General features: G+C 50.1%; 20 protein-coding genes. 7 read left to right on the top strand and 13 right to left on the bottom strand.

The annotated features are described in order from the left end of the window. The first annotated feature begins 162 nt into the window (after positions 1-162). A complete protein-coding gene (locus tag MEALZ_RS09155; protein ID WP_014148346.1) occupies positions 163-420 on the top strand; it encodes a hypothetical protein in 258 nt (85 codons plus the stop codon). A 617-nt stretch (positions 421-1,037) separates the two neighbouring features. Here the strand turns inward: MEALZ_RS09155 and phoU are convergent. From phoU to MEALZ_RS09125, 5 genes are all read right to left on the bottom strand, one after another. After that, complete coding sequence (gene phoU, locus MEALZ_RS09145; RefSeq protein WP_014148344.1) at positions 1,038-1,715, bottom strand: phosphate signaling complex protein PhoU; 678 nt, start codon at positions 1,713-1,715, stop codon at positions 1,038-1,040. A 41-nt stretch (positions 1,716-1,756) separates the two neighbouring features. Beyond that, entirely contained in the window at positions 1,757-2,602 is an 846-nt protein-coding gene (gene pstB / locus MEALZ_RS09140; RefSeq protein WP_084685594.1) for a phosphate ABC transporter ATP-binding protein PstB, read from the bottom strand. Between the two features lie 174 nt (positions 2,603-2,776). Next, positions 2,777-4,072, bottom strand: coding sequence for a phosphate ABC transporter permease PstA (gene pstA / locus MEALZ_RS09135; protein WP_014148342.1), 1,296 nt, complete (start codon positions 4,070-4,072; stop codon positions 2,777-2,779). Beyond that, positions 4,065-5,447, bottom strand: a complete 1,383-nt coding sequence (gene pstC / locus MEALZ_RS09130; protein ID WP_014148341.1) for a phosphate ABC transporter permease subunit PstC — start codon at positions 5,445-5,447, stop codon at positions 4,065-4,067. The genes pstA and pstC overlap by 8 nt, the downstream gene beginning before the upstream one ends. A 194-nt stretch (positions 5,448-5,641) precedes the next feature. After that, positions 5,642-6,688 carry a PstS family phosphate ABC transporter substrate-binding protein gene (locus MEALZ_RS09125; RefSeq protein WP_014148340.1) on the bottom strand — a complete coding sequence of 349 codons (1,047 nt, stop codon included), beginning with the start codon at positions 6,686-6,688 and terminating at the stop codon, positions 5,642-5,644. Between the two features lie 182 nt (positions 6,689-6,870). On the opposite strand from MEALZ_RS09125, the gene MEALZ_RS09120 reads away from it, so the two are divergent. The 4 genes from MEALZ_RS09120 to MEALZ_RS09105 all read left to right on the top strand — a co-directional run bounded on the left by MEALZ_RS09120 (position 6,871) and on the right by MEALZ_RS09105 (position 12,801). Continuing rightward, positions 6,871-8,778, top strand: a complete 1,908-nt coding sequence (locus MEALZ_RS09120; protein ID WP_014148339.1) for a pyruvate kinase — start codon at positions 6,871-6,873, stop codon at positions 8,776-8,778. Between the two features lie 539 nt (positions 8,779-9,317). Beyond that, on the top strand, positions 9,318-10,091 hold the full coding sequence (locus MEALZ_RS09115; RefSeq protein WP_014148338.1) for a hypothetical protein: 774 nt from the start codon (positions 9,318-9,320) through the stop codon (positions 10,089-10,091). 312 nt (positions 10,092-10,403) lie between these two features. After that, positions 10,404-11,528, top strand: coding sequence for a S1C family serine protease (locus MEALZ_RS09110; protein ID WP_046061076.1), 1,125 nt, complete (start codon positions 10,404-10,406; stop codon positions 11,526-11,528). Between the two features lie 196 nt (positions 11,529-11,724). Then, positions 11,725-12,801 (top strand): AI-2E family transporter, encoded by a 1,077-nt coding sequence (locus tag MEALZ_RS09105; RefSeq protein WP_014148336.1) that lies wholly within the window; start codon positions 11,725-11,727, stop codon positions 12,799-12,801. 44 nt (positions 12,802-12,845) lie between these two features. Here the strand turns inward: MEALZ_RS09105 and arsA are convergent, their stop codons facing one another. From arsA to MEALZ_RS09080, 5 genes are all read right to left on the bottom strand, one after another. Then, a complete protein-coding gene (arsA, locus tag MEALZ_RS09100; protein ID WP_014148335.1) occupies positions 12,846-14,600 on the bottom strand; it encodes an arsenical pump-driving ATPase in 1,755 nt (584 codons plus the stop codon). A gap of 9 nt (positions 14,601-14,609) precedes the next feature. Beyond that, the gene (arsD, locus tag MEALZ_RS09095; RefSeq protein WP_014148334.1) at positions 14,610-14,972 is read right to left on the bottom strand and encodes an arsenite efflux transporter metallochaperone ArsD; all 363 of its coding nucleotides are present in this window, start codon (positions 14,970-14,972) and stop codon (positions 14,610-14,612) included. A gap of 235 nt (positions 14,973-15,207) precedes the next feature. Continuing rightward, complete coding sequence (arsB, locus tag MEALZ_RS09090) at positions 15,208-16,398, bottom strand: ACR3 family arsenite efflux transporter (RefSeq protein ID WP_014148333.1); 1,191 nt, start codon at positions 16,396-16,398, stop codon at positions 15,208-15,210. A gap of 18 nt (positions 16,399-16,416) precedes the next feature. Beyond that, a complete protein-coding gene (locus MEALZ_RS09085) occupies positions 16,417-16,896 on the bottom strand; it encodes an arsenate reductase ArsC (RefSeq protein WP_014148332.1) in 480 nt (159 codons plus the stop codon). 67 nt (positions 16,897-16,963) lie between these two features. Beyond that, on the bottom strand, positions 16,964-17,314 hold the full coding sequence (locus tag MEALZ_RS09080) for a metalloregulator ArsR/SmtB family transcription factor (protein WP_014148331.1): 351 nt from the start codon (positions 17,312-17,314) through the stop codon (positions 16,964-16,966). A 90-nt stretch (positions 17,315-17,404) separates the two neighbouring features. Here MEALZ_RS09080 and MEALZ_RS09075 point away from each other — a divergent pair, with 90 nt between their 5' ends. Next, positions 17,405-17,599: a type II toxin-antitoxin system VapB family antitoxin gene (locus MEALZ_RS09075; RefSeq protein ID WP_014148330.1), complete on the top strand. Its 195-nt coding sequence runs from the start codon at positions 17,405-17,407 to the stop codon at positions 17,597-17,599. After that, positions 17,596-17,985, top strand: coding sequence for a type II toxin-antitoxin system VapC family toxin (gene vapC / locus MEALZ_RS09070; protein WP_014148329.1), 390 nt, complete (start codon positions 17,596-17,598; stop codon positions 17,983-17,985). Before MEALZ_RS09075 ends, vapC begins: the two co-directional genes overlap by 4 nt. A gap of 40 nt (positions 17,986-18,025) precedes the next feature. On the opposite strand, the gene MEALZ_RS09065 is transcribed toward vapC, so the two are convergent. The 3 genes from MEALZ_RS09065 to rsfS are packed head-to-tail and all read right to left on the bottom strand — an operon-like array spanning position 18,026 to position 19,166. Continuing rightward, positions 18,026-18,241, bottom strand: coding sequence for a GDCCVxC domain-containing (seleno)protein (locus MEALZ_RS09065; RefSeq protein ID WP_014148328.1), 216 nt, complete (start codon positions 18,239-18,241; stop codon positions 18,026-18,028). A gap of 40 nt (positions 18,242-18,281) precedes the next feature. Beyond that, positions 18,282-18,779: an aminoacyl-tRNA deacylase gene (locus MEALZ_RS09060; protein ID WP_014148327.1), complete on the bottom strand. Its 498-nt coding sequence runs from the start codon at positions 18,777-18,779 to the stop codon at positions 18,282-18,284. A 30-nt stretch (positions 18,780-18,809) separates the two neighbouring features. Then, the gene (gene rsfS, locus MEALZ_RS09055) at positions 18,810-19,166 is read right to left on the bottom strand and encodes a ribosome silencing factor (protein WP_014148326.1); all 357 of its coding nucleotides are present in this window, start codon (positions 19,164-19,166) and stop codon (positions 18,810-18,812) included. Positions 19,167-19,208 lie beyond the last annotated feature (42 nt).

Below are 19,208 nucleotides of genomic sequence, written 5' to 3'. Positions count from 1 at the left end.
CACCCTGGTGCCGAATTTTGATCTGCGATGGGTATAAATAAATGCCATTCATAACGCTTATTGCGTTTTCAGAATCAATTAACCGGTTCCGTTTTATTTTTTCGCCTTTATAATACCGAGCAACTCGTTCTGTTTTCGACTTTCAAACGAAATTATAAAAACATGAAAAAACCTAAATCGATACAGTTAAAAATCATCGAAAAGCCGGAAGATCTGATTCACAAAGCAAAACAAGCCGCTGAAAATTACGGCTTACAATTTTTAGGCGATATTGAACAAGGCATCATAAAAGGCTTTGGCATAGAAGCCGACTATATGCTGCAGGAAGATATTTTGACGATTACGGTTTTTCGCAAGCCGATTTTGATTTCGTGGGCTACAGTCGAGCAAAAAGTGAGAACGTTAGTTCAACATGGTTGATGCTCCGAACTGATGCTAATCGGAAGGTGCCCGGAAACTTTGTGAGTTTTTTGCCAACTGAATCGCTTGCCGTTACGGCAGAAATCCACGTCCTTTTAAACCTTCATCCTAAAAAGAGCAGTTGGCATGTGCTGTAGACCGTTCGTGCTGAGTAAAGTCGAAGCATGAAGGGGCTACAACACTTTCACCGGCCTGGTTAAGCCGGTTCCGAAGAGGGTGCGGTTGCTCGATCGACAGGCGTCGGCGGCAGGGACAGCCGCCGTCGAGCCTACATGGACGTATTCACGGCGTCCTGTCGGGCGAGTGACCGCACCCTCCGCCACCAGAGAACTTTCATTTGCCGATGCGATGACCAGGTCTTCATGAACGTTACTGTGAAAGTTCGTAAATTTGGATTCATTATCTAATTTTTCGATATACAAATCTCTGTTCTGGCAATGCCGGTTCCGGAGAGGGTGCGGTTGCTCGATCGACAGGCGTTGGCGGCAGGATAGCCGCCATCGAGCCTACATGGACGTATTCACGGCGTCCTGTCGGGCGAGTGACCGCGCCCTCCCCACGTCTCGTACTTTCATTTGCCGGGGTGATTGCCGGGCTTTCATGAACGTTAGGTTTATTCAATGCTGGTGCCTAATATCCTTACCTTCAACCATGAAAATCATGAATTCGGCGATATTGATACAATGATTGCCACAGCGCTCGAGCGCTTTCATGATTTGCAGGATATCCAGAGCTCTACCGATCAAGCGGGCATCCTGAAGCACGAAGGTCAATTGCCTGCGAATGCCGTCTTGAAATTCTTGTCCGCAATCCCAGTCACCCCTAATAAGCTCGTAAGCATCATCCAGGTTACCGGTATCGAAAGCGTCGGTCGCTTTTCTGAGCATGCCGCGCGCCATCCTGCCCATTCTGACGATATCCCTGAGCAACTGCGGATTCGGATCGCTCGTTTGCGGGTCGAACATGTCGATGATCAACTTGGCAACCCTTACCGTTTCATCTCCGATTCTTTCCAAGTCCACAACGATTTTCGAAATAGAAATCACTTTTCGCAGGTCATTAGCGACCGGAGTGCGTTTAGCGAGAATCGACAGAACCTCGGCGTCGATTTTTAGCTCATATTCGTTAACTTCCCGATCCCGTGCCACCACTTTTTCGGCGATAGAGACCTCGCCTTCATCGAGCGACGTCATGACCGTATCCAATTGATCGATGACCAAGCCGGCCATTTCCAGCACCAGATAATGTAAATGACTCAGTTCGCCGTCGAAAAGATGAATCGTATGTTCTTTCATAAATTATGATCTTGGGTAAGTAATTAGCCGCTTCGGTTGGCTTATCCGAACCTTCCGGTAATGTAATCCTGTGTCAATTCGTGCAAAGGATTGGTAAATACATCGCTGGTCTTACCGACCTCGATCAATTTACCGAGATGAAAATAAGCCGTACGCTGCGATACCCGTGCGGCCTGTTGCATCGAATGGGTCACTATCGCAATCGTATAACGCTGTCGCAGTTCGTCGATCAATTGTTCGATTTTCGCGGTCGCAATCGGGTCTAATGCCGAACATGGCTCGTCCATCAAAATAACTTCAGGCTCGACCGACAAAGTCCGAGCGATGCACAAACGCTGTTGTTGCCCGCCCGACAAGCCGGTGCCCGGTTGGTCAAGCCGGTCTTTGACTTCGTCCCAGAGGCCGGCCTTGCGCAATGAAGACTCGACGATTTGATCCAATTCGGCCTTTGTCGAAGCCAGCCCATGGATTTTCGGGCCGTAAGCGATATTGTCGTAGATCGATTTCGGGAATGGATTGGGTTTTTGAAACACCATGCCGACTTGCGCGCGAAGCGGAACAACATCCATGTGCTTGGAATAAACATCGACATCATCGATCTTGATTTCGCCGTTCACCCGGCAACTTTCGACTGTGTCGTTCATTCGGTTCAAACAACGTAAAAAAGTCGATTTGCCGCAACCGGATGGGCCGATTAACGAAATGACTTCATTCGTGCCGATATCCAGATTGATATCTTGTATCGCATGGTTTTCTCCATAAAACACATTGACATTACGGCAAGTTATCCTTGGATTGTCGGCATGTATGGACCCTACTGTCGCGCCCATTTCACCTTGTAGATTCAATGGCTTAACAGAGATATTTTTACTTATGAGTGTTTTCATGCGGGAAACCGATTTCGGTTTTAATTGAGTTACAGTATTCATAATGTTTAACTTCTATCCGATCGAAAAAGCACCTAACGTTCATGAAGACCTGGCAATCCCGGGATGATGAAAGTTCTCGGGAAATTGAGGGTGCGGAGTGTGTTTGGCGAAAATATCCGCATTGATAAATGTTCACCAACGCCGCTCGAATCGTTTGCGTAAAAACACCGCAATTGCATTCATAGAAATCAAAAACGCCAACAAAACCATGATCGCCGCCGAAGTGCGCTCGACGAAAGCCCTTTCGGGACTATCCGCCCAAAGATAAATTTGCACCGGCAGCACCGTCGCCGAGTCGAAAATGCCTTTCGGTATATCGACGATGAAAGCAACCATTCCTATCATCAATAGCGGTGCGGTTTCGCCGAGCGCCTGAGCCATGCCGATGATGGTACCGGTCAACATGCCCGGCAGCGCCAACGGCAAGACATGGTGAAAGACCGTTTGTAATTTTGACGCGCCCATGCCAAGCGCTGCTTCTCGAATCGACGGAGGCACCGATTTCAGCGCGGCGCGTCCCGCAATGATGATGGTCGGCAAGGTCATCAGGGTCAGCACCAGTCCACCGACCAACGGCGCGCTACGAGGCAAACCGAAAAAATTGATGAACATCGCAAGGCCTAATAATCCAAATACGATCGACGGCACCGCCGCGAGATTATTGATATTGACTTCGATCAAATCGGTCCATTTATTAGTTGGCGCAAACTCTTCCAGATACACAGCTGTCGCGGCGCCGATCGGAAACGACAGCACCAGCGTGACGAATAATGTGTACATAGAGCCCATCAAGGCTCCGCGTATACCGGCCATCTCGGGAGCCCGAGAATCTCCTGAAGTGAAAAAGAAGGTGTTGAAGCGCTTCTTGATTCGGCCCTGTTCAAGCAATTGGTCGACCCAAGCTACTTGATGATCTTTCAAACGGCGCTCGCTTTCCGGAACAGTGCCATCGATATGACCTTTCATCAACATGTCGTAATCGTCGCTGGCCAGGAGCCATATCCTTTCACTTTGGCCTATCACACTGGGGTCTTCCAGAACCCGGTCGCGTAATTGAAACATCGCTCCGGTACTGATCATCCGGTTCAGATCGCGTATTTGGCGGCGCCCTTTAACTTCGGGAAAGGCCTTACTCAATGACTTTCTTATCAGGGAATTGTAATCGGCTCTCGATATCACCTTACTATCGCGCGTTTGATCCGGATCGATCACGGATTCTAAAAACTCGATATCCAGCGCGATCTGAGTTTGTTGAAATGCGCTATATCCTTTGCCGATGATACTGATAAACAGAATCAACACAAAGACCAAGCCTAAAACGATGCCGGTCAATCCATAAATACGGAATCGGCGTTCGGCTGAGCGCCTTTTCGCAATGCCTTTGCGAACTTTTTCCATTGTCGATAATGAATCAGTCCGATTATTCATATTGCTCCCGGTATTTTCTAACGATATGCAATGCAATTACATTCAAAGCCAAGGTCACGACAAACAACATCAAACCCAGCGCGAACGCAGCCAGTGTTTTCGGGCTATCGAACTCTTGGTCCCCAACCAATAAGGTCACGATTTGCACCGTCACCGTCGTGACCGCTTCCAGCGGATTGGCCGTCAAGTTGGCAGCCAATCCCGCCGCCATGACTACGATCATCGTTTCGCCGATGGCCCTTGAAGCCGCCAACAAAATACTGCCGACAATACCCGGCAACGCAGCCGGTAAAATCACTTGTTTGATCGTTTCGGCTTGCGTGGCGCCCAAGGCATAGGCCGCATCGCGCAAAGACTGCGGCACGGCATTGATAACGTCGTCGGATAACGAAGATACGAACGGAATAATCATGATGCCCATCACCAAACCTGCAGCCAAAGCGCTTTCCGATGACACGACCCAACCCCATGATTCGCCGGTTTCGCGAATAAATGGCGCAACTGTCAACGCGGCAAAAAAGCCATAAACGACAGTCGGGATACCCGCGAGAATTTCCAGCGTCGGCTTGGCCGTGGCACGAAGTTTCGAACCGGCAAATTCCGAGAGATAGATGGCTGACATTAAGCCGATCGGCACCGCGACAATCAAGGCGATGGACGAAATCAGCAACGTGCCCGCAAATAACGGGACCGCGCCAAATGCGCCGGAAGATCCGATTTGATCTGCGCGCAAGGCCGTCTGAGGACTCCATTCCAGACCGAATAAAAAATCGAAAAACGGCACTTGTTTAAAAAACAATACCGACTCGAATACTACCGATGCGACAATGCCGATGGTCGTGAAGATCGCTATCATCGAAGCTATTATCATAAGCCCGATCATGATTTTTTCGACGACGTTACGGGCCCGGTAATCCTTGCTGATTTTTTTATGCGCCAACCAAATACCGGCCAGGGAGCAGATTAAAACCACGAGGGTCAAAGTGGTTCTACTAATTTTTCGGAGTTGGTTATAGCGTTCGGCGGCTTCGGCGATGATTGGATCGACCTGTATGGCAACCTGCATGCCTGCGGCAAAATTTTTGATTTTGTTGAGTTGAAGATTCAGTTTGCTGCTCGGCAGACTTTGGATTTCCTCCGGTAGTGCCGCAACGGTTTGATAAGACAACCATGCGGGTTCGAACGACAACCAGGTCAATATAATGAACAAACCCGGTATCAATCCCCAAAGCGCAGTGTAATATCCGTAATACGCCGGCAAGGAATGCAATTCCCGGAGCGCACCTTCGACAACGGTCGCCGACCGCATCTTGCCGATAAAATAAGCGAGGATGCTTATAATCAGCAAAGTAAACAATAAATAAGGGGTTTGCATGTTTTTTAAAAAAATCGATTACCGTCGTTGGTTAAGATTTAGTTAGCAGTAAGCAGTAAGCGGTAAGCGGTAAGCGGTGAATAGTGAATAGTGAATAGTGAATAGTGAAATGATTCAGCATTTCGAGTAGCTATCAAGCCCCGATTCACCTTTCACCTTTCACCTTTCACCTTTCACCTTTCACCTTTCACCTTTCACAACTCCAATTCCTTCAAATTCCGGACATCATCGGCAAAGCGCTTACGCTCATCCACCGGCATTGGAATCAAGCCTTTATCTGTAAGATAACCTTCCTCGCCCCAGGCTTTTTCACTGGTAAATTCCTCCAGAAACTCTTTTAACCCCGGTATCATCGGAACATGCGCTTTTTTTACATAAATATACATCGACCTGGAAACCGGATATGCACCGGAAGCGATTTCATCGAAATCCGGTTCGACACCATCGATTTTCAATCCGAAAAGCCTGTCGGTGTTTTGGTCCAGGAAACTGAAACCGAATATCCCCAGAGCATTCGGATTGGTATCCAGCTTTTGCACGATCAAGTTATCGTTTTCACCGGCTTCAACGTACGCGCCATCCTCTCGTATCGAATGACACATCGTTCTATAGGCGCTTTCATTACTGTCTTTCAAAGCTTTGATGAATGGAAAGGCTTGGCAGCCGCCCTCCATCGCTAATTCCACAAACGCATCGCGAGTGCCGGAAGTCGGCGGCGGTCCCATAACTTCGATAGCGGAATCCGGTAAAGAAGGATCGATTTGCCGCCAATTAGTATAAGGATTAGGTACGGTTTTTTCGGAACCATCCGGATCGGGAACCTCCTTCGCCAATGCTAAAAACAACTGCTTCAACGTTAAATCAAACGCTTTTCCTCTGTTGGAACGAGCAATTGTGATACCGTCATAACCGACCTTGACTTCGACGATGCTGCTCACCCCATTCTTTTGGCAATCCGCGAATTCAGAACTCTTGATTCTGCGTGAAGAATTGGCGATATCGGGATGTCTTACACCAACGCCCGCACAGAACAGCTTCAAACCGCCGCCGGAACCGGTCGCCTCGACGATCGGCGCCCTGAATCGAGTCATTCTGCCGAACTGCTCGGCGACCACGGTGGTAAAAGGATAAACGGTCGAAGAACCGACAATAACAATATTGTCGCGCACGTTCCTAGCCGAAGCTGTGAAATGAACGGTCATTAAGGCTAACGCGGCAAATACGAGAAGTTGTTTATTCATGATATTCGGAAATAATGATGAAATGGATATACGAGAAACTTTAACGCCTCAATATGACAACAACATGACAGATGATTGAATACTTGGCCGATTCAACGACAACCCGAAGGTTCATCAAGTTGTCAAAAAGCACGGCTAAAATCGAACACCGTCTCGCCGCAACATTTTTTTGATGCTTAATCATGACTACGACCGCTAAAGATCATTCCTTCCCGTTCGATAACGACCCCTATCGTGAAATTTTGTCCCAATTGCTCCAAGACATAGCGGAAATCCGGCATAAAGTCGGCCTCAATGCCGAGAAGCGCTTACAAAATTACACGCAGTATTACCGGTCCGGCGTTTTGACGAAAAGCGCGTCGAATTTGGCTCACTACCTGGCGCTTCGGCAATTCGATCTGCGCCATTTACAGGAACGGCTCGCCCAAGCGGGGCTATCCTCATTGGGCCGCGCCGAGTCGTCCGTCATGTCGACACTGGATACGGTCATCGACTTATTGCATAGAGCGCTCGACCCCGGCTATCAAGCAATCGGTAAAAACCCCAGCGAACTCGGCTTCAATCGAGGTCAGCAACTACTCGATCAACACACGGTCGAATTGTTCGGTTCGCATTTCGAAAACAGCAAAGCCCATGTCATGGTCACGCTTGCAAGCGAAGCGGCATGGGATTACAAATTAATCAAGGCGCTGCTTTCGAAGGGCATGACTTGCGCACGGATCAATTGCGCCCACGACGAACCCATTATCTGGCATTCCATGATCAGAAACATCCGCCGCGCCGAAGTCGAAATTGGGAGGGATTGCCGTATCTTGATGGACTTAGCCGGACACAAAATAAGAACCGGACCTATTGAGCTCGGTCCCGCGATCCATCACATCAAGGTCAAGCGGGACGCTTACGGTAACGTCGTCGAACCTGGACGAATCGTATTGTTCGATGCGGCATGCTCGGAACCGTTACTCGAAGGCGAAGACACGCTGTTTCGAGTCGCCATCCCAACGGAATTATTTAAGGTCTTGGCCGCAGGCCACCGCCTCGGTTTCGTCGATGCGCGCGGCAAACAACGTATGCTAACGATTGAGAAGCCGATATCCGAACACGCATGGCTGGCTTGTTGCGGCCAGCCGGCTTTTTTACCCTCAGGATGCGATCTTACTTGGATGCCGCCTATTGCCGAAAACGAAAACATTCCCGAGGTTGTTTATCGTTTAGGCGAGTTTTCCGGCGCTCCGAAATTGATCAAGGTTTTCAAGGACGACTTTTTATTGTTGACCGATCACGGCATCGACGGTGCACCGGCACAGTACGACGAAAGTGGCGTGCCGATAAAACCGGCTCAAATCGGCTGTACATTGTCTTCAGCCATTAGCAAACTCCAACCCACCCAAGCGGTTTGGATAGACGACGGTAAAGTGGGTGCCGTGGTTGACAAGCTAACCGAGGCAGGCGTTTTGCTTAAAATCACTCACGCTCGCAGCAATGGCGTCACGATACGAAGCGATAAAGGCATTAATTTTCCCGAAACCGAACTCGACTTACCCGCTTTAAGCGATAAAGACAGAGAGGATCTCAACTTTGCCTGTACGCACGCCGACATGATCGGCTTTTCGTTTGTCGAATCTCTTGCCGATATGGAATGTTTGATCGAAGAATTGGCGCAACGCGGCGCGACCGATTTACCGATCATCGCGAAGATCGAAACCAACCGGGCCGTTAGAAATCTGCCCGAGATCATTCTCGGCACGATAGGCCGGCACAGTCTCGGTATCATGATCGCTCGAGGCGATTTGGCTGTGGAATTGGGTAGCGCTCGGCTCGCCGAAATCCAAGAAGAATTGCTATGGCTTTGCGAAGCCGCTCACGTACCGGTTATTTGGGCGACACAGGTCTTGGAAACCATTGCCAAAAAAGGCGCTAAATCGCGCCCCGAATTTACCGATGCAGCGATGGCGGTTCGTGCCGAATGCGTGATGTTGAACAAAGGTCCCTATATTCTAGATGCACTGCAGGCCCTGATTAATGTCATGATAAGAATGCAAGAACATCAACGGAAAAAATTCCCCAGACTTAGGGCGTTACACTGGTAATCGGAATTCCGACGGGTTTATGCCGCCATTGAATGATCAATGACCAACACAGAAGTGAGCCGGTTTATCGGAGGCACAGAGGGAGACGGTGGAAGCTTTTGACAGCAAGAACGCCGTCAAAAGCGCCGCTTGATTTTAAGGCGTTCCTCAACAGGCACACCCCATAAGCGCCAATTTAGTGCTTACTCTATGGTGCATTATTCGTCATATCGGCATGGATTGCCGATATCCAGGTTACATGAAAGTGAAGCTACGCATTGCCATCCATGGCACTGGATTCCGCCAATCCCTGGCGGAATGACGCGTTATTTTCTTAAGTTAACGCCTATGATGCAGGCTCACCCCACACCTTCTATGAAGTCGCATGATTTTTCAGTATGAAAAGAATAAACACGATAACAATGCTTTCACAGAGAATTGCTGGAATGATAATCTTGCAAGCAAGATGTAAGTTTAATCGTTTATAGTCTAAAATTTTTTAAAGAGAAATTTCAAACCTATTTGTTTTACAGGATTCCGTTTTGCGTTCAGGAGAAACCATGCATTCAACCAACTCACCGGCTTCGCCATTCAATATCATTCTGCTAACCGCCCTCGCCTGCTTACATACAATCCAAACGGCCAGTGCCGAAACGATGAGAACCGAAGAAGGCGATGCCGCGCTCAGTAGCGGCGCCCCCCATATTCCCGAACCGATGGTCTTCGATATGGTGCGACCGCTCGGCGTCAGGCAAGGCGATGCTGAAGTTAACGTGCTAGCCGAGCACTCGCTACGTACTGGCAATACCGAATGGGCGCCGGAATTCGAATTCGGGTTATTCGACGACTTTGCCATCGAATTTGAACTGCCTTTCGACAATTTAAGGTTAAGCGAATACAAACTAGGTCTGCAAGGCACGATCGGCACCGGTTTTAACGATCACTTCATACACGGCTGGCAAATGATCGGTTATCACGACCGCGATACCGAAAAATATTCCATCGATGCACTGTATTTGGCCGGTTATCGCTTTAATTCCGAGATCAGCAATTTTAATATGATCGGAATGAGGCGCGACGATATGGAGCGCGACGGGCATTTCGTGGGCTTATTCAACACGACTTGGTTTTATGATTATTCCCAGGATTTAACTTTTGGCATTGAAATGAATAATGAGTTTCGCGAAAAGTCCGACTGGACTTATTTGTTGATGCCGCAAATTCATTGGGATATCACCAATCACGCAACATTACAATTCGGCGTAGGCTTAAGCCAAGCCAATCGCAAAGAAACCAATTGGCTTGGATCTTGGCGAATGATTTATGCGTTTTGATCCCGAATATCGTGAACGTTTTTATACTTAGCGAGGTGTTGTTTTCTTCATGGTAGAAGTTATACCTTCCGCACTTCAAATTTCGGCAGTGCCTAAGAAGGCACCGGGGTGCTAGGTCGATTTTTGCTCCTGCAAAATCGACATTCACGGCGTCCTTTGACGGGCTAGATTGCTCGAATAATTTATGTTCAATGCTAAAACAATGAGTACATGCCGGCATAGCAACGTTCAGATGCAATAGCTTTAACCCTTTTACGTAATTCCTGATAAAGTTTGCCATAACTTTAATAGCAAATGCCCCGCCAATACACCATGCCATCCACTTTATTCATTCAATTATTGAGACTCATCCGTCTGGCCGTATTCGGCGCGATCATTCTTTTTGCCGCTGTCTATATTTTGCAGCATTATCCAACGCTGTTCAGCCCGAAAAGCGCTGAGCCGCGAGCCGTCACGCCGCGCGGCACCCTCACCGAAACGGAACTAACCACGATATCGATTTTTGAGCAAGCCAGTCCCTCGGTCGTCAATATCAGCACGATCGGCAGACGCGTCAACCCCTGGACTCGAGATGTTACACGCGTCCCCAGAGGCAGCGGCAGCGGTTTTTTTTGGGATGAACGCGGTTTTATCGTGACCAATCATCATGTATTGGCCGGCGCATCGGAAGCTTGGGTCCGCCTTCAAGACCAACGCAACCTTCGCGCTTCGTTGGTCGGAACGAGCCCCGAGCACGATCTCGCCGTCCTTCGTATTTTGGTCCCTTTCGACAAAACCATGCCTATCCCTATAGGTTCCAGTAAAGAGCTTAAGGTTGGTCAATCGGTCTTTGCGATCGGCAATCCGTTCGGTTTGGATCATACGCTGACTACCGGCGTTATCTCGGCTCTCAACCGTTCGATAGCCCCTGCGCCGGGACAGACTTACGATGACTTGATTCAAACCGACGCTGCCGTCAATCCCGGCAATTCCGGCGGTCCTTTACTCGATAGCGCGGGCCGATTGATCGGGATCAATACCGCCATTTTCAGCCCGTCCGGCGCCAGCGCCGGCATTGGTTTTGCCGTGCCGGTCGACACTATTAATAGAATCGTGCCGATGCTGATAGACAAAGGGCGCTATATCAGACCGGTCATCGGTATCGGTTCCGACAACCGTGTCAGCGCGATGATCACGCAAAATCTCGGGGTGACAGGCTTGTTGATTTTGGAAGTCAAGCAGGGGTTTCCAGCCGACAAGGCCGGACTGAAAGGCAGTTCCATCGATGATGCCGGCAACATCATCCCCGGAGATATTATCCTCTCTGTAGAAAATAAATCGGTCCGAGACATGGAAACCTTATTGGATATGTTGGATAAGTACAGCGCCGGCGATGCAATTAAAATCTTAGTATGGCGAAACGGGAAAACCTTCGAGACACAGCTAAGGCTACAATAAGCGAGATAATGTTCTACTCCCTTTTGATTAAAAAACCACTTAAGAAAAAAAAGGGAGTAGTACGTAAATTTAACGCTTGAAATATACTTTCATTGAAAAATGATTAGTAATTCCTCCCCATTCACCGAAATCAGGCATTTTGCAATAACGATGATATGATGAACGATTATTTCATGACATCTTTTATCGAGCGCAGATGAATTATTTTGCGGCTAATTCGCCTTTACGCTATTTAATTCCCGGTATTTTATTGGCCGGATTATTACTCTTAGGCTATTGGGTATTGAGCGAATTTTTATTATCGCTAACTTGGGCTTTCATCATTGCCTATGCGACTTGGCCGGCTTATCGGCGGCTGCGCACTTCATTAAAAGATAACGGCAATCTCAGCGCGTCGATCATGACCGGCATCATTGCCATGATCATTATCCTGGCAGTATTCGGACTTGCCACACTCCTACAAGAAGAAATTAAAATCGCCTATCAGGCATTGGCATTTAATTTATTGCAAGGCCCTTACGAATTACCTGAACCTATCAAACGCATTCCCTGGCTAGGCAATTATTTGCAAGATTGGCTAGATCGACTGATTAGCGACCGGGCTAGCCTTACCGCACAGATAACCGACTTGGCAAGGCAATCGCTAGGTTATCTGGGTAAAATCATGGGGGGACTCGGTTATTACATCATGAAAATCGGGATCGTAACTGTCACGCTATTTTTTTGTTTTAGAGATGGTGAAGATGTTATGGAGCAACTCCATAAAGGTTTGGTGCAATTTCTCGGCAAACATCAAGATATTTACCTACACGCTATCGCCAATACCACTAGCGCCGTCGTTTACGGCTTGGTTCTTACCGCATTGAGTCAAGGACTTTTAGCCGGTTTGGGCTTTTATATCGCTGATGTTCAGGCCCCTGCCCTCTTCGGCGCAATTACTGCCTTACTGGCTTTGGTACCGATGGTGGGGGCCGCTTTGGTTTGGATACCAATCGGCACCACATTAATTTTTATCGACCGGGTCTCGGATGGAATAGGTGTACTTCTATGGGGTTCGTTAGTGGTCAGTACTATCGACAACGTTATCCGTCCGATTATTATCAGCGGTGCGGGCCGCGTTCCTTTTTTAGTCGTCTTTTTCGGCGTTCTCGGCGGCTTGGCTTCTTTCGGAGCGGTCGGGTTATTTTTAGGCCCAATCATCCTAGCGGTATTATTGGCGGTATGGAGAGCCTGGCTGGAACAACAAAGCGAAGAACCGAATATCAATAGTTAATCGCTTGTCAATACTTTTTTAATTTTCCTTTGCCTGATCAATTATTATTTTGATGACAACAGGGCTCGCAGACGCTCCACGCCGACCGGCTCCCGCATTTGCACGGGCACGATGGCCAGTCGCTCGGCATGGTCTTGCCGTATCAAGGCCAATTGCTGTTGCTCTTCGTTTGCGCGTTGCCGCAGCAAAGCCGAGGTAGGCCGGGCCGCTACCAAGCTGCTGTTGACGATCCAGGCCCAGGGCTCGATGCCGGCCCGGCGCAGATCCTCCTGCAGGTTCGCCGCCTCGAGTACCGGGGTCGTTTCGGCCAATGTCGCAATCAACACCTTGGTTTGCTCGGGATCTTGAAGACGCATCATCGGCGTCTTGAAATGCAACGACTTGCCCTCCATGTGCCTGGCGATTTCACGATGATACGATCCGGTCGCATCCAGCAACAGCAAGGTATGCCCGGTCGGCGCGGTATCCATCACGACGAAATGCGCCGAGGCCTCGCGGATGGCACCCGAGAAGGCTTGAAATACCGCGATCTCCTCGGTGCACGGCGAACGCAAATCCTCTTCGAGCAGCGCTCGACCCTGAGTGTCGAGTTTTTTGCCTTTGGTCTCCAGGATATGTTGACGATAGCGTTCCGTTTCCGCTTGCGGATCGATGCGGCTGACCGTCAAGTTGTCTATCTCGCCGGCCAGGGTTTCGGTCAAATGTGCAGCCGGATCGGTCGTCGTTAGAAGCACCCGATAACCGCGTTCGGCCAGAGCTATCGCGATCGCGGCGGACAGCGTGGTTTTGCCGACGCCGCCTTTGCCCATCAGCATGATCAAGCCGTGACCCGGTTGAGCCATCTCGTCGATCATCGCCTGCAACGAAGGCAGGTCGGGTAATTGATAATTGCCGTCGGTCGCCTCGGCGGTCTGCTGATCCTCATTCAACAACGAACGCAATGCATTCAGGCCGACCAAATTGCAAGGCAACAAGCGGGTGTAATCGGTCTTCAATTCACGCAATGGCTCAAGCAGGGATTTGAGCGCTCGGCTTTCGCGCTGAAAGATCGCCTCGGCCAAAGGATCGGAGGTTTCGGATTCGGGCATAAGGCCGTTGATTACCAGATATTGATTGCTCAGACCGGTGTCGGCCAACTCGCCGCTGGTTCGCGCCACTTCCTGTAAAGTAGAGGACTGAGCGCGGGCCACCAGAACCAAGCGCGTGCGCGACGGATCCGAGAGAGCCGCGACTGCCTGTTGATAGCGTTGCTGCTGTTTTTCGAGCCCGGCCAATGGCCCCAGGCAGGAAGCGCCTTCGGGATTGCTTTCGATGAAGTTGCCCCAAGCACCGGGTAATTGCAGCAGGCGAATCGTGTGTCCGGTCGGCGCGGTATCGAAGACGATATGATCGTAACGTTTGATCAGTTCGGCATCGGTCAGTAAAGCGGTGAATTCGTCGAAGGCGGCGATTTCGGTCGTGCAGGCGCCGGACAATTGCTCTTCGATGCTGTTGACCGCCGATTCCGGCAATTTTCCGCGTATCGGACCGACGATGCGCTCGCGGTACAGCGCGGCCGCCTGCACCGGATCGATTTCCAGTGCTTCGAGATTACCGACCTCAGAAATCGGCGCGATGCGGTGGCCGATAACGGTGCCGAAAACCTGACCGACATTCGACGCGGGATCGGTACTGACCAGCAATACCTTCTTACCGGCATCGGCCAGATGCACCGCCGTGGCACAAGACAAGGAAGTTTTACCGACGCCGCCTTTGCCCGTGAAGAATAAAAACTTTGGAAGCTGCTGTAAAAAATTCATGATCGGCAATCAACAGGAACCCGGTTTGCAGCAAGCGGAAACGGCGGCCTTGCTTTCGGTAGGCACAACCTCGATGGCGCACCAGCGGCCTAATTCCTCCCGGCAAGGATAGCGTCCGGCCAGCGCGATTTCGCCGTCGACCAACACCAGCGGCAGCCCTTGCTCGCCGGAACGTTCCAGGAAACCATTGACGACCTTGTTGTCGACAAACGCCATCGGCTGCTGAGACAGGTTGTAGCGGACAATGTTTCCGCCCTGTTGTTTCAGCCAATCCGCATCGGCCGAGAATGTCACCAATGCTTCGTCCACATCGGCGCCGCACACGCCGGAGCTGCAGCACAACGCCGGGTCGAATATTTCGATGTTTTTCATAGTTATTCACCCTTTTGAAATTGAAAAAATTTATTAAACTATGACGGATTTACAGACGACTATACCCTTTGCTAGTCAAATTTCGGCGTCGGGGTGCCCGTCAAAGGACGCCGTGAATACGTCCATGTAGGCTCTATGACAGCATCCATGCAGCCAAAGCCTTTGCCGAACACCCCGACGCCTCCATACGCTAATACCGAAATTTGAAGTGCGATAGGTATAAATAAAACCCGCCTTACCGACTTGATTGCTTGACTGTCTCTTCGGAAAACCAACCTTTCGTTTTTTTGCAGAAACCGACCAAGGCCAGCATCAACGGTACTTCGATCAAAACGCCGACGACGGTGGCGAGCGCTGCGCCGGACGACAAACCGAACAACATCACGGCGGTCGCGATCGCGACTTCGAAATGATTCGACGCGCCGATCAGCGCAGAAGGCGCGGCGTTTTCATAACTGAAACCCCACAATTTCGCGCCCAGATAGGTGATCGCAAAAATCAATAGAGTCTGAATCGTCAACGGTATCGCAATCCATAGAATCGTCAACGGATTCGCGGTAATCACGTCGCCTTTGAACGAAAACAGCAAGACCAGCGTCAACAGTAACGCGCCGATCGTAACCGGCGTCAACAGATGCAAGAATTTCTTTTCGAACCAAATAGGTCCCTTACTTGCGATAATCCATTTGCGCGAATAATAGCCGGCGAACAGCGGCAGCGCGACGTAAATGCCGATCGACAGCAACAGAGCTTCCCAAGGCACCGGCAACTCGCCGACGCCGAGCAAAAAGCCGCCGATCAGGCCGAACAAGAACAGCATCACTAACGAGTTGATCGCGACCATGACCAGCGTGTGACCGGCATTGCCGCGCGCCAGATAGCCCCAAACCAGCACCATCGCGGTACAGGGCGCGACGCCCAATAGAATGCAACCGGCCAGATAGCTGCGCCAGAGCGGCACTTCGAGCATCTTGATGCCGTCTTGCAACACGACGGTACCGGAACCGTATTCGCTGCCGACCGGCAAATCCAGGCCGAAGGGCATCTTGACCAGATCGACCGCATCGGCGCCGATCAGTTCGTAAAACACACCGCCCAGAAATAACGTGGCGATGGCGTACATCGTGAACGGCTTGATCGCCCAGTTGACGAACAAGGTCAGCGACACGGGCTTGATGCTTTTGCCGGCCTTGACGACTTCGGCGAAGTCGATCTTGACCATTATCGGATACATCATGAAGAACAGACACACCGCGATCGGTATCGACACGACCGGCGCGCCATTCACATCGATACTCATACCGTCGAGTGTCTTCGCAAACTCCGGTGCGAACACGCCGAGCAGAATGCCGACGACGATGCACAGCGCCACCCACAATGTCAGGTAACGTTCGAAAAAGCCTATATCATGTGTTTTTTCGGTCATAACGCCTCCTCACGGCTCTCAAGCCGACAACTGGCCGATTTCGTTGAGTTTACGGGTCAATTCGTCGCGCGGCATCGCTTCCAACGGCAGCTCGAGCATGGTCTTGACGCGCAACTCCAGCGTCGCGAAGGTTTGCTCGAACGCGGCGATTTTCTCTTCCTCGCTGCCTTCGACATGGCCCGGATCGGACACCCCCCAATGCGCCCGCACTGCCTTGGTCAGATAGACCGGGCAGGTTTCGCCGTGCGCGCTGTCGCAGACCGTGATCACGATATCCATCGGCTGATGCTCGAAATCCTCCCAGGACTGGCTTTGATAGCCTTCAGTCGGCAAGCCGTGGCGTTTCAGCGTCGCCAGCGCACCTTGATTGATCCGCCCGATCGGATGACTGCCGGCCGAAAAGGCTTGGATGCGACCCTGACCGTGATGATTGACAAGGGCTTCGCCCATGACGCTGCGACAGGAATTACCGGTACAGACAATCAGAATGTTTAGCATGTTTGATCCTAAATGGTAGTTATTAATAATTTGTTATTCGAATAAGCATATATTTAAATCAAAATTTTTAGCCGCAAACCGCCATGTCCGGACGGCAGTCCATCTGCCGCAGGCGATCCAGATCGTTTCCGAAGGATTCGCTCGCTTGCACCGCCTTCAATGCATCATCGAGCAGCGGATAGGCCCAATTCGGCAAATCCGGATTGATCCGGTAATACACCCACTGCCCTTCGCGGCTATCGAGCAACAAACCGGATTGCCGCAACAAGGCCAAGTGCCGCGAAATTTTCGGCTGCGACAGAGCCAAAGCCTCCGTCAATTCGCAGACGCAGAGCTTGCCTTCAAGGTGCAGCAAGGTCACGCAGCGCAGACGGGTGTCGTCGGCAAGGCATTTGAAAAATTGGACCGGTGTCAGCATAGTGAACATAGTATATATGAAAAAACGCATATTGTATCAATCGAGCTTCTAAATGTGTAAATTATCTGCTTTTACACACATTGCAATCCCATGAGAACCAATATAGTAATCGACGATGAACTCATGACCGAAGCCCTCAAGGCAAGCGGTCTGACAACCAAAAGAGAAGTCGTGGAGCAAGGTCTTAAACTGATCGTTCAGCGCAGCAACCAACAAGCTATTCGCAAATTGAGAGGCCGACTCAAATGGGAGGGGAATCTGGACGAGATGCGAGGTGGAAAATGATATTGGTCGATACCAGTGTCTGGATAGATTATTTCAACGGCAACATCAATGCTCAAACCGACGCACTGGATGCCGCGCTAATCGAGGGCACAGTTGCGATTGCCGACCTGATCTTTCTGGAAATACTGCAAGGTTTCAAAAGCGATAAGGACTATCAGATAGCCAAAGAAAGATTGGCCTCGATCGATCAATACTCCATATTCAATAGCGGCATGGTCGAAAAATGCGCGCAAAACTTTCGAACTTTACGCAAAAGAGGCATCACTATCAGAAAAACGAATGATGTCATCATTGCGACTTATTGTATCGAGCACCGACTTCCTCTTCTTTACATCGACCGTGATTTCGAACCTTTTGTGAAATATCTCGGCTTGATAGCGGCTTGACTGATGAAGCTTGAAATTTTCAAGACAAACCAATTCTGGACTACCCGCCGCAACACGAGCCCTGTTGCTGGATCGGCGGGCATTTGACCGAACCGTAAGAGCAAAACACGCAGCAATCGCCGGGTTTCGGTTTGAGCAGGGTTCCGCAGGTCTTGCATTCGTAAAAGTACCAACAGGCATCGGTCGACATCGTTTCCGTTTCGGCATGTCCGCAGTTTGGGCAGGTAATCGTCGATTCGAGAATGACGGCGCTCATTGAGTCTCCTTTTGACTACCAACAACAGATCCGGCTAATTTTAGGAAGCTTTTACAAATTTTCCGACAGCGGCGCTCGACATGACCCGGCGCAAATCGTCGGCATTGATATCTAAAGCATATCCCAATATGCCGCTGCCAATAACAACCCGTGCGTAATTAAAAACGCCTTCATCGACAAGTATGCGAATCGAATCGGGTAAAGCAATAGGCGGTACCGCGCCAATCGGAAAACCGGTTGCTTGCAAAACCTCTTCCGGTTCCGCCATTGCCAAACGGCGTTCGCTTAACTGTTTGCGCAGCACGCCCCAATCGGCGCGGCCGCCGCCGGCGACCGCCAACAAAACAAAATCGCCGGACCCTGTTCGAAACAATAAACTGCGTACAATTTGCTCAGGATCGCGACCGATGGCTGCCAAGACCTCTTCGAGTGAACGAACCGGCTTTTTATCAGGGTCGAGAGGGATTTCGATCCATTCGTATTTAATTCCCATCTCGTCGAATAAACGTGAGACAGGAGATTTCAATTGATCGGTCATCAGTGACTCCTAATAATGGCAACAAATAAATCAGTCTTGCAAAGCCTCCAGCGCTTCGGCTTTCTGTTCGACCGACCACAATTTTTCCAATTGATAAAACGCACGCGCTTGATCGGTCATCAAATGAACGATCACGTCGCCCAAATCCAGCAATACCCAATCCGCTCCGATACCGCCTTCTTGCCCTAATGGTTTCTGCCCGTTTTCCTTGACTTTTTCCGAAACATAATCGGCCATGGCATTGATATGTCGATCGGATGTGCCGGTTGCCAGTATCATGTAATCGGTCACGCTGGTCTTACCCCGGACGTCCAACACGGTGATATTATGACCCTTCCTTTCGTCCAAAACGTCCTGGACTATTTTCAATAACGCTTCTGTTTGCATTCAAATTCCTAATCAAATTCGCGCCGCTTAAGTACTAATAAA

The organism is Methylotuvimicrobium alcaliphilum 20Z (genome assembly GCF_000968535.2).
Lineage (GTDB): Bacteria > Pseudomonadota > Gammaproteobacteria > Methylococcales > Methylomonadaceae > Methylotuvimicrobium > Methylotuvimicrobium alcaliphilum.
Note: the sequence above shows the minus strand (reverse complement) of the source record. Positions and strands in the feature narration are given on the sequence as shown.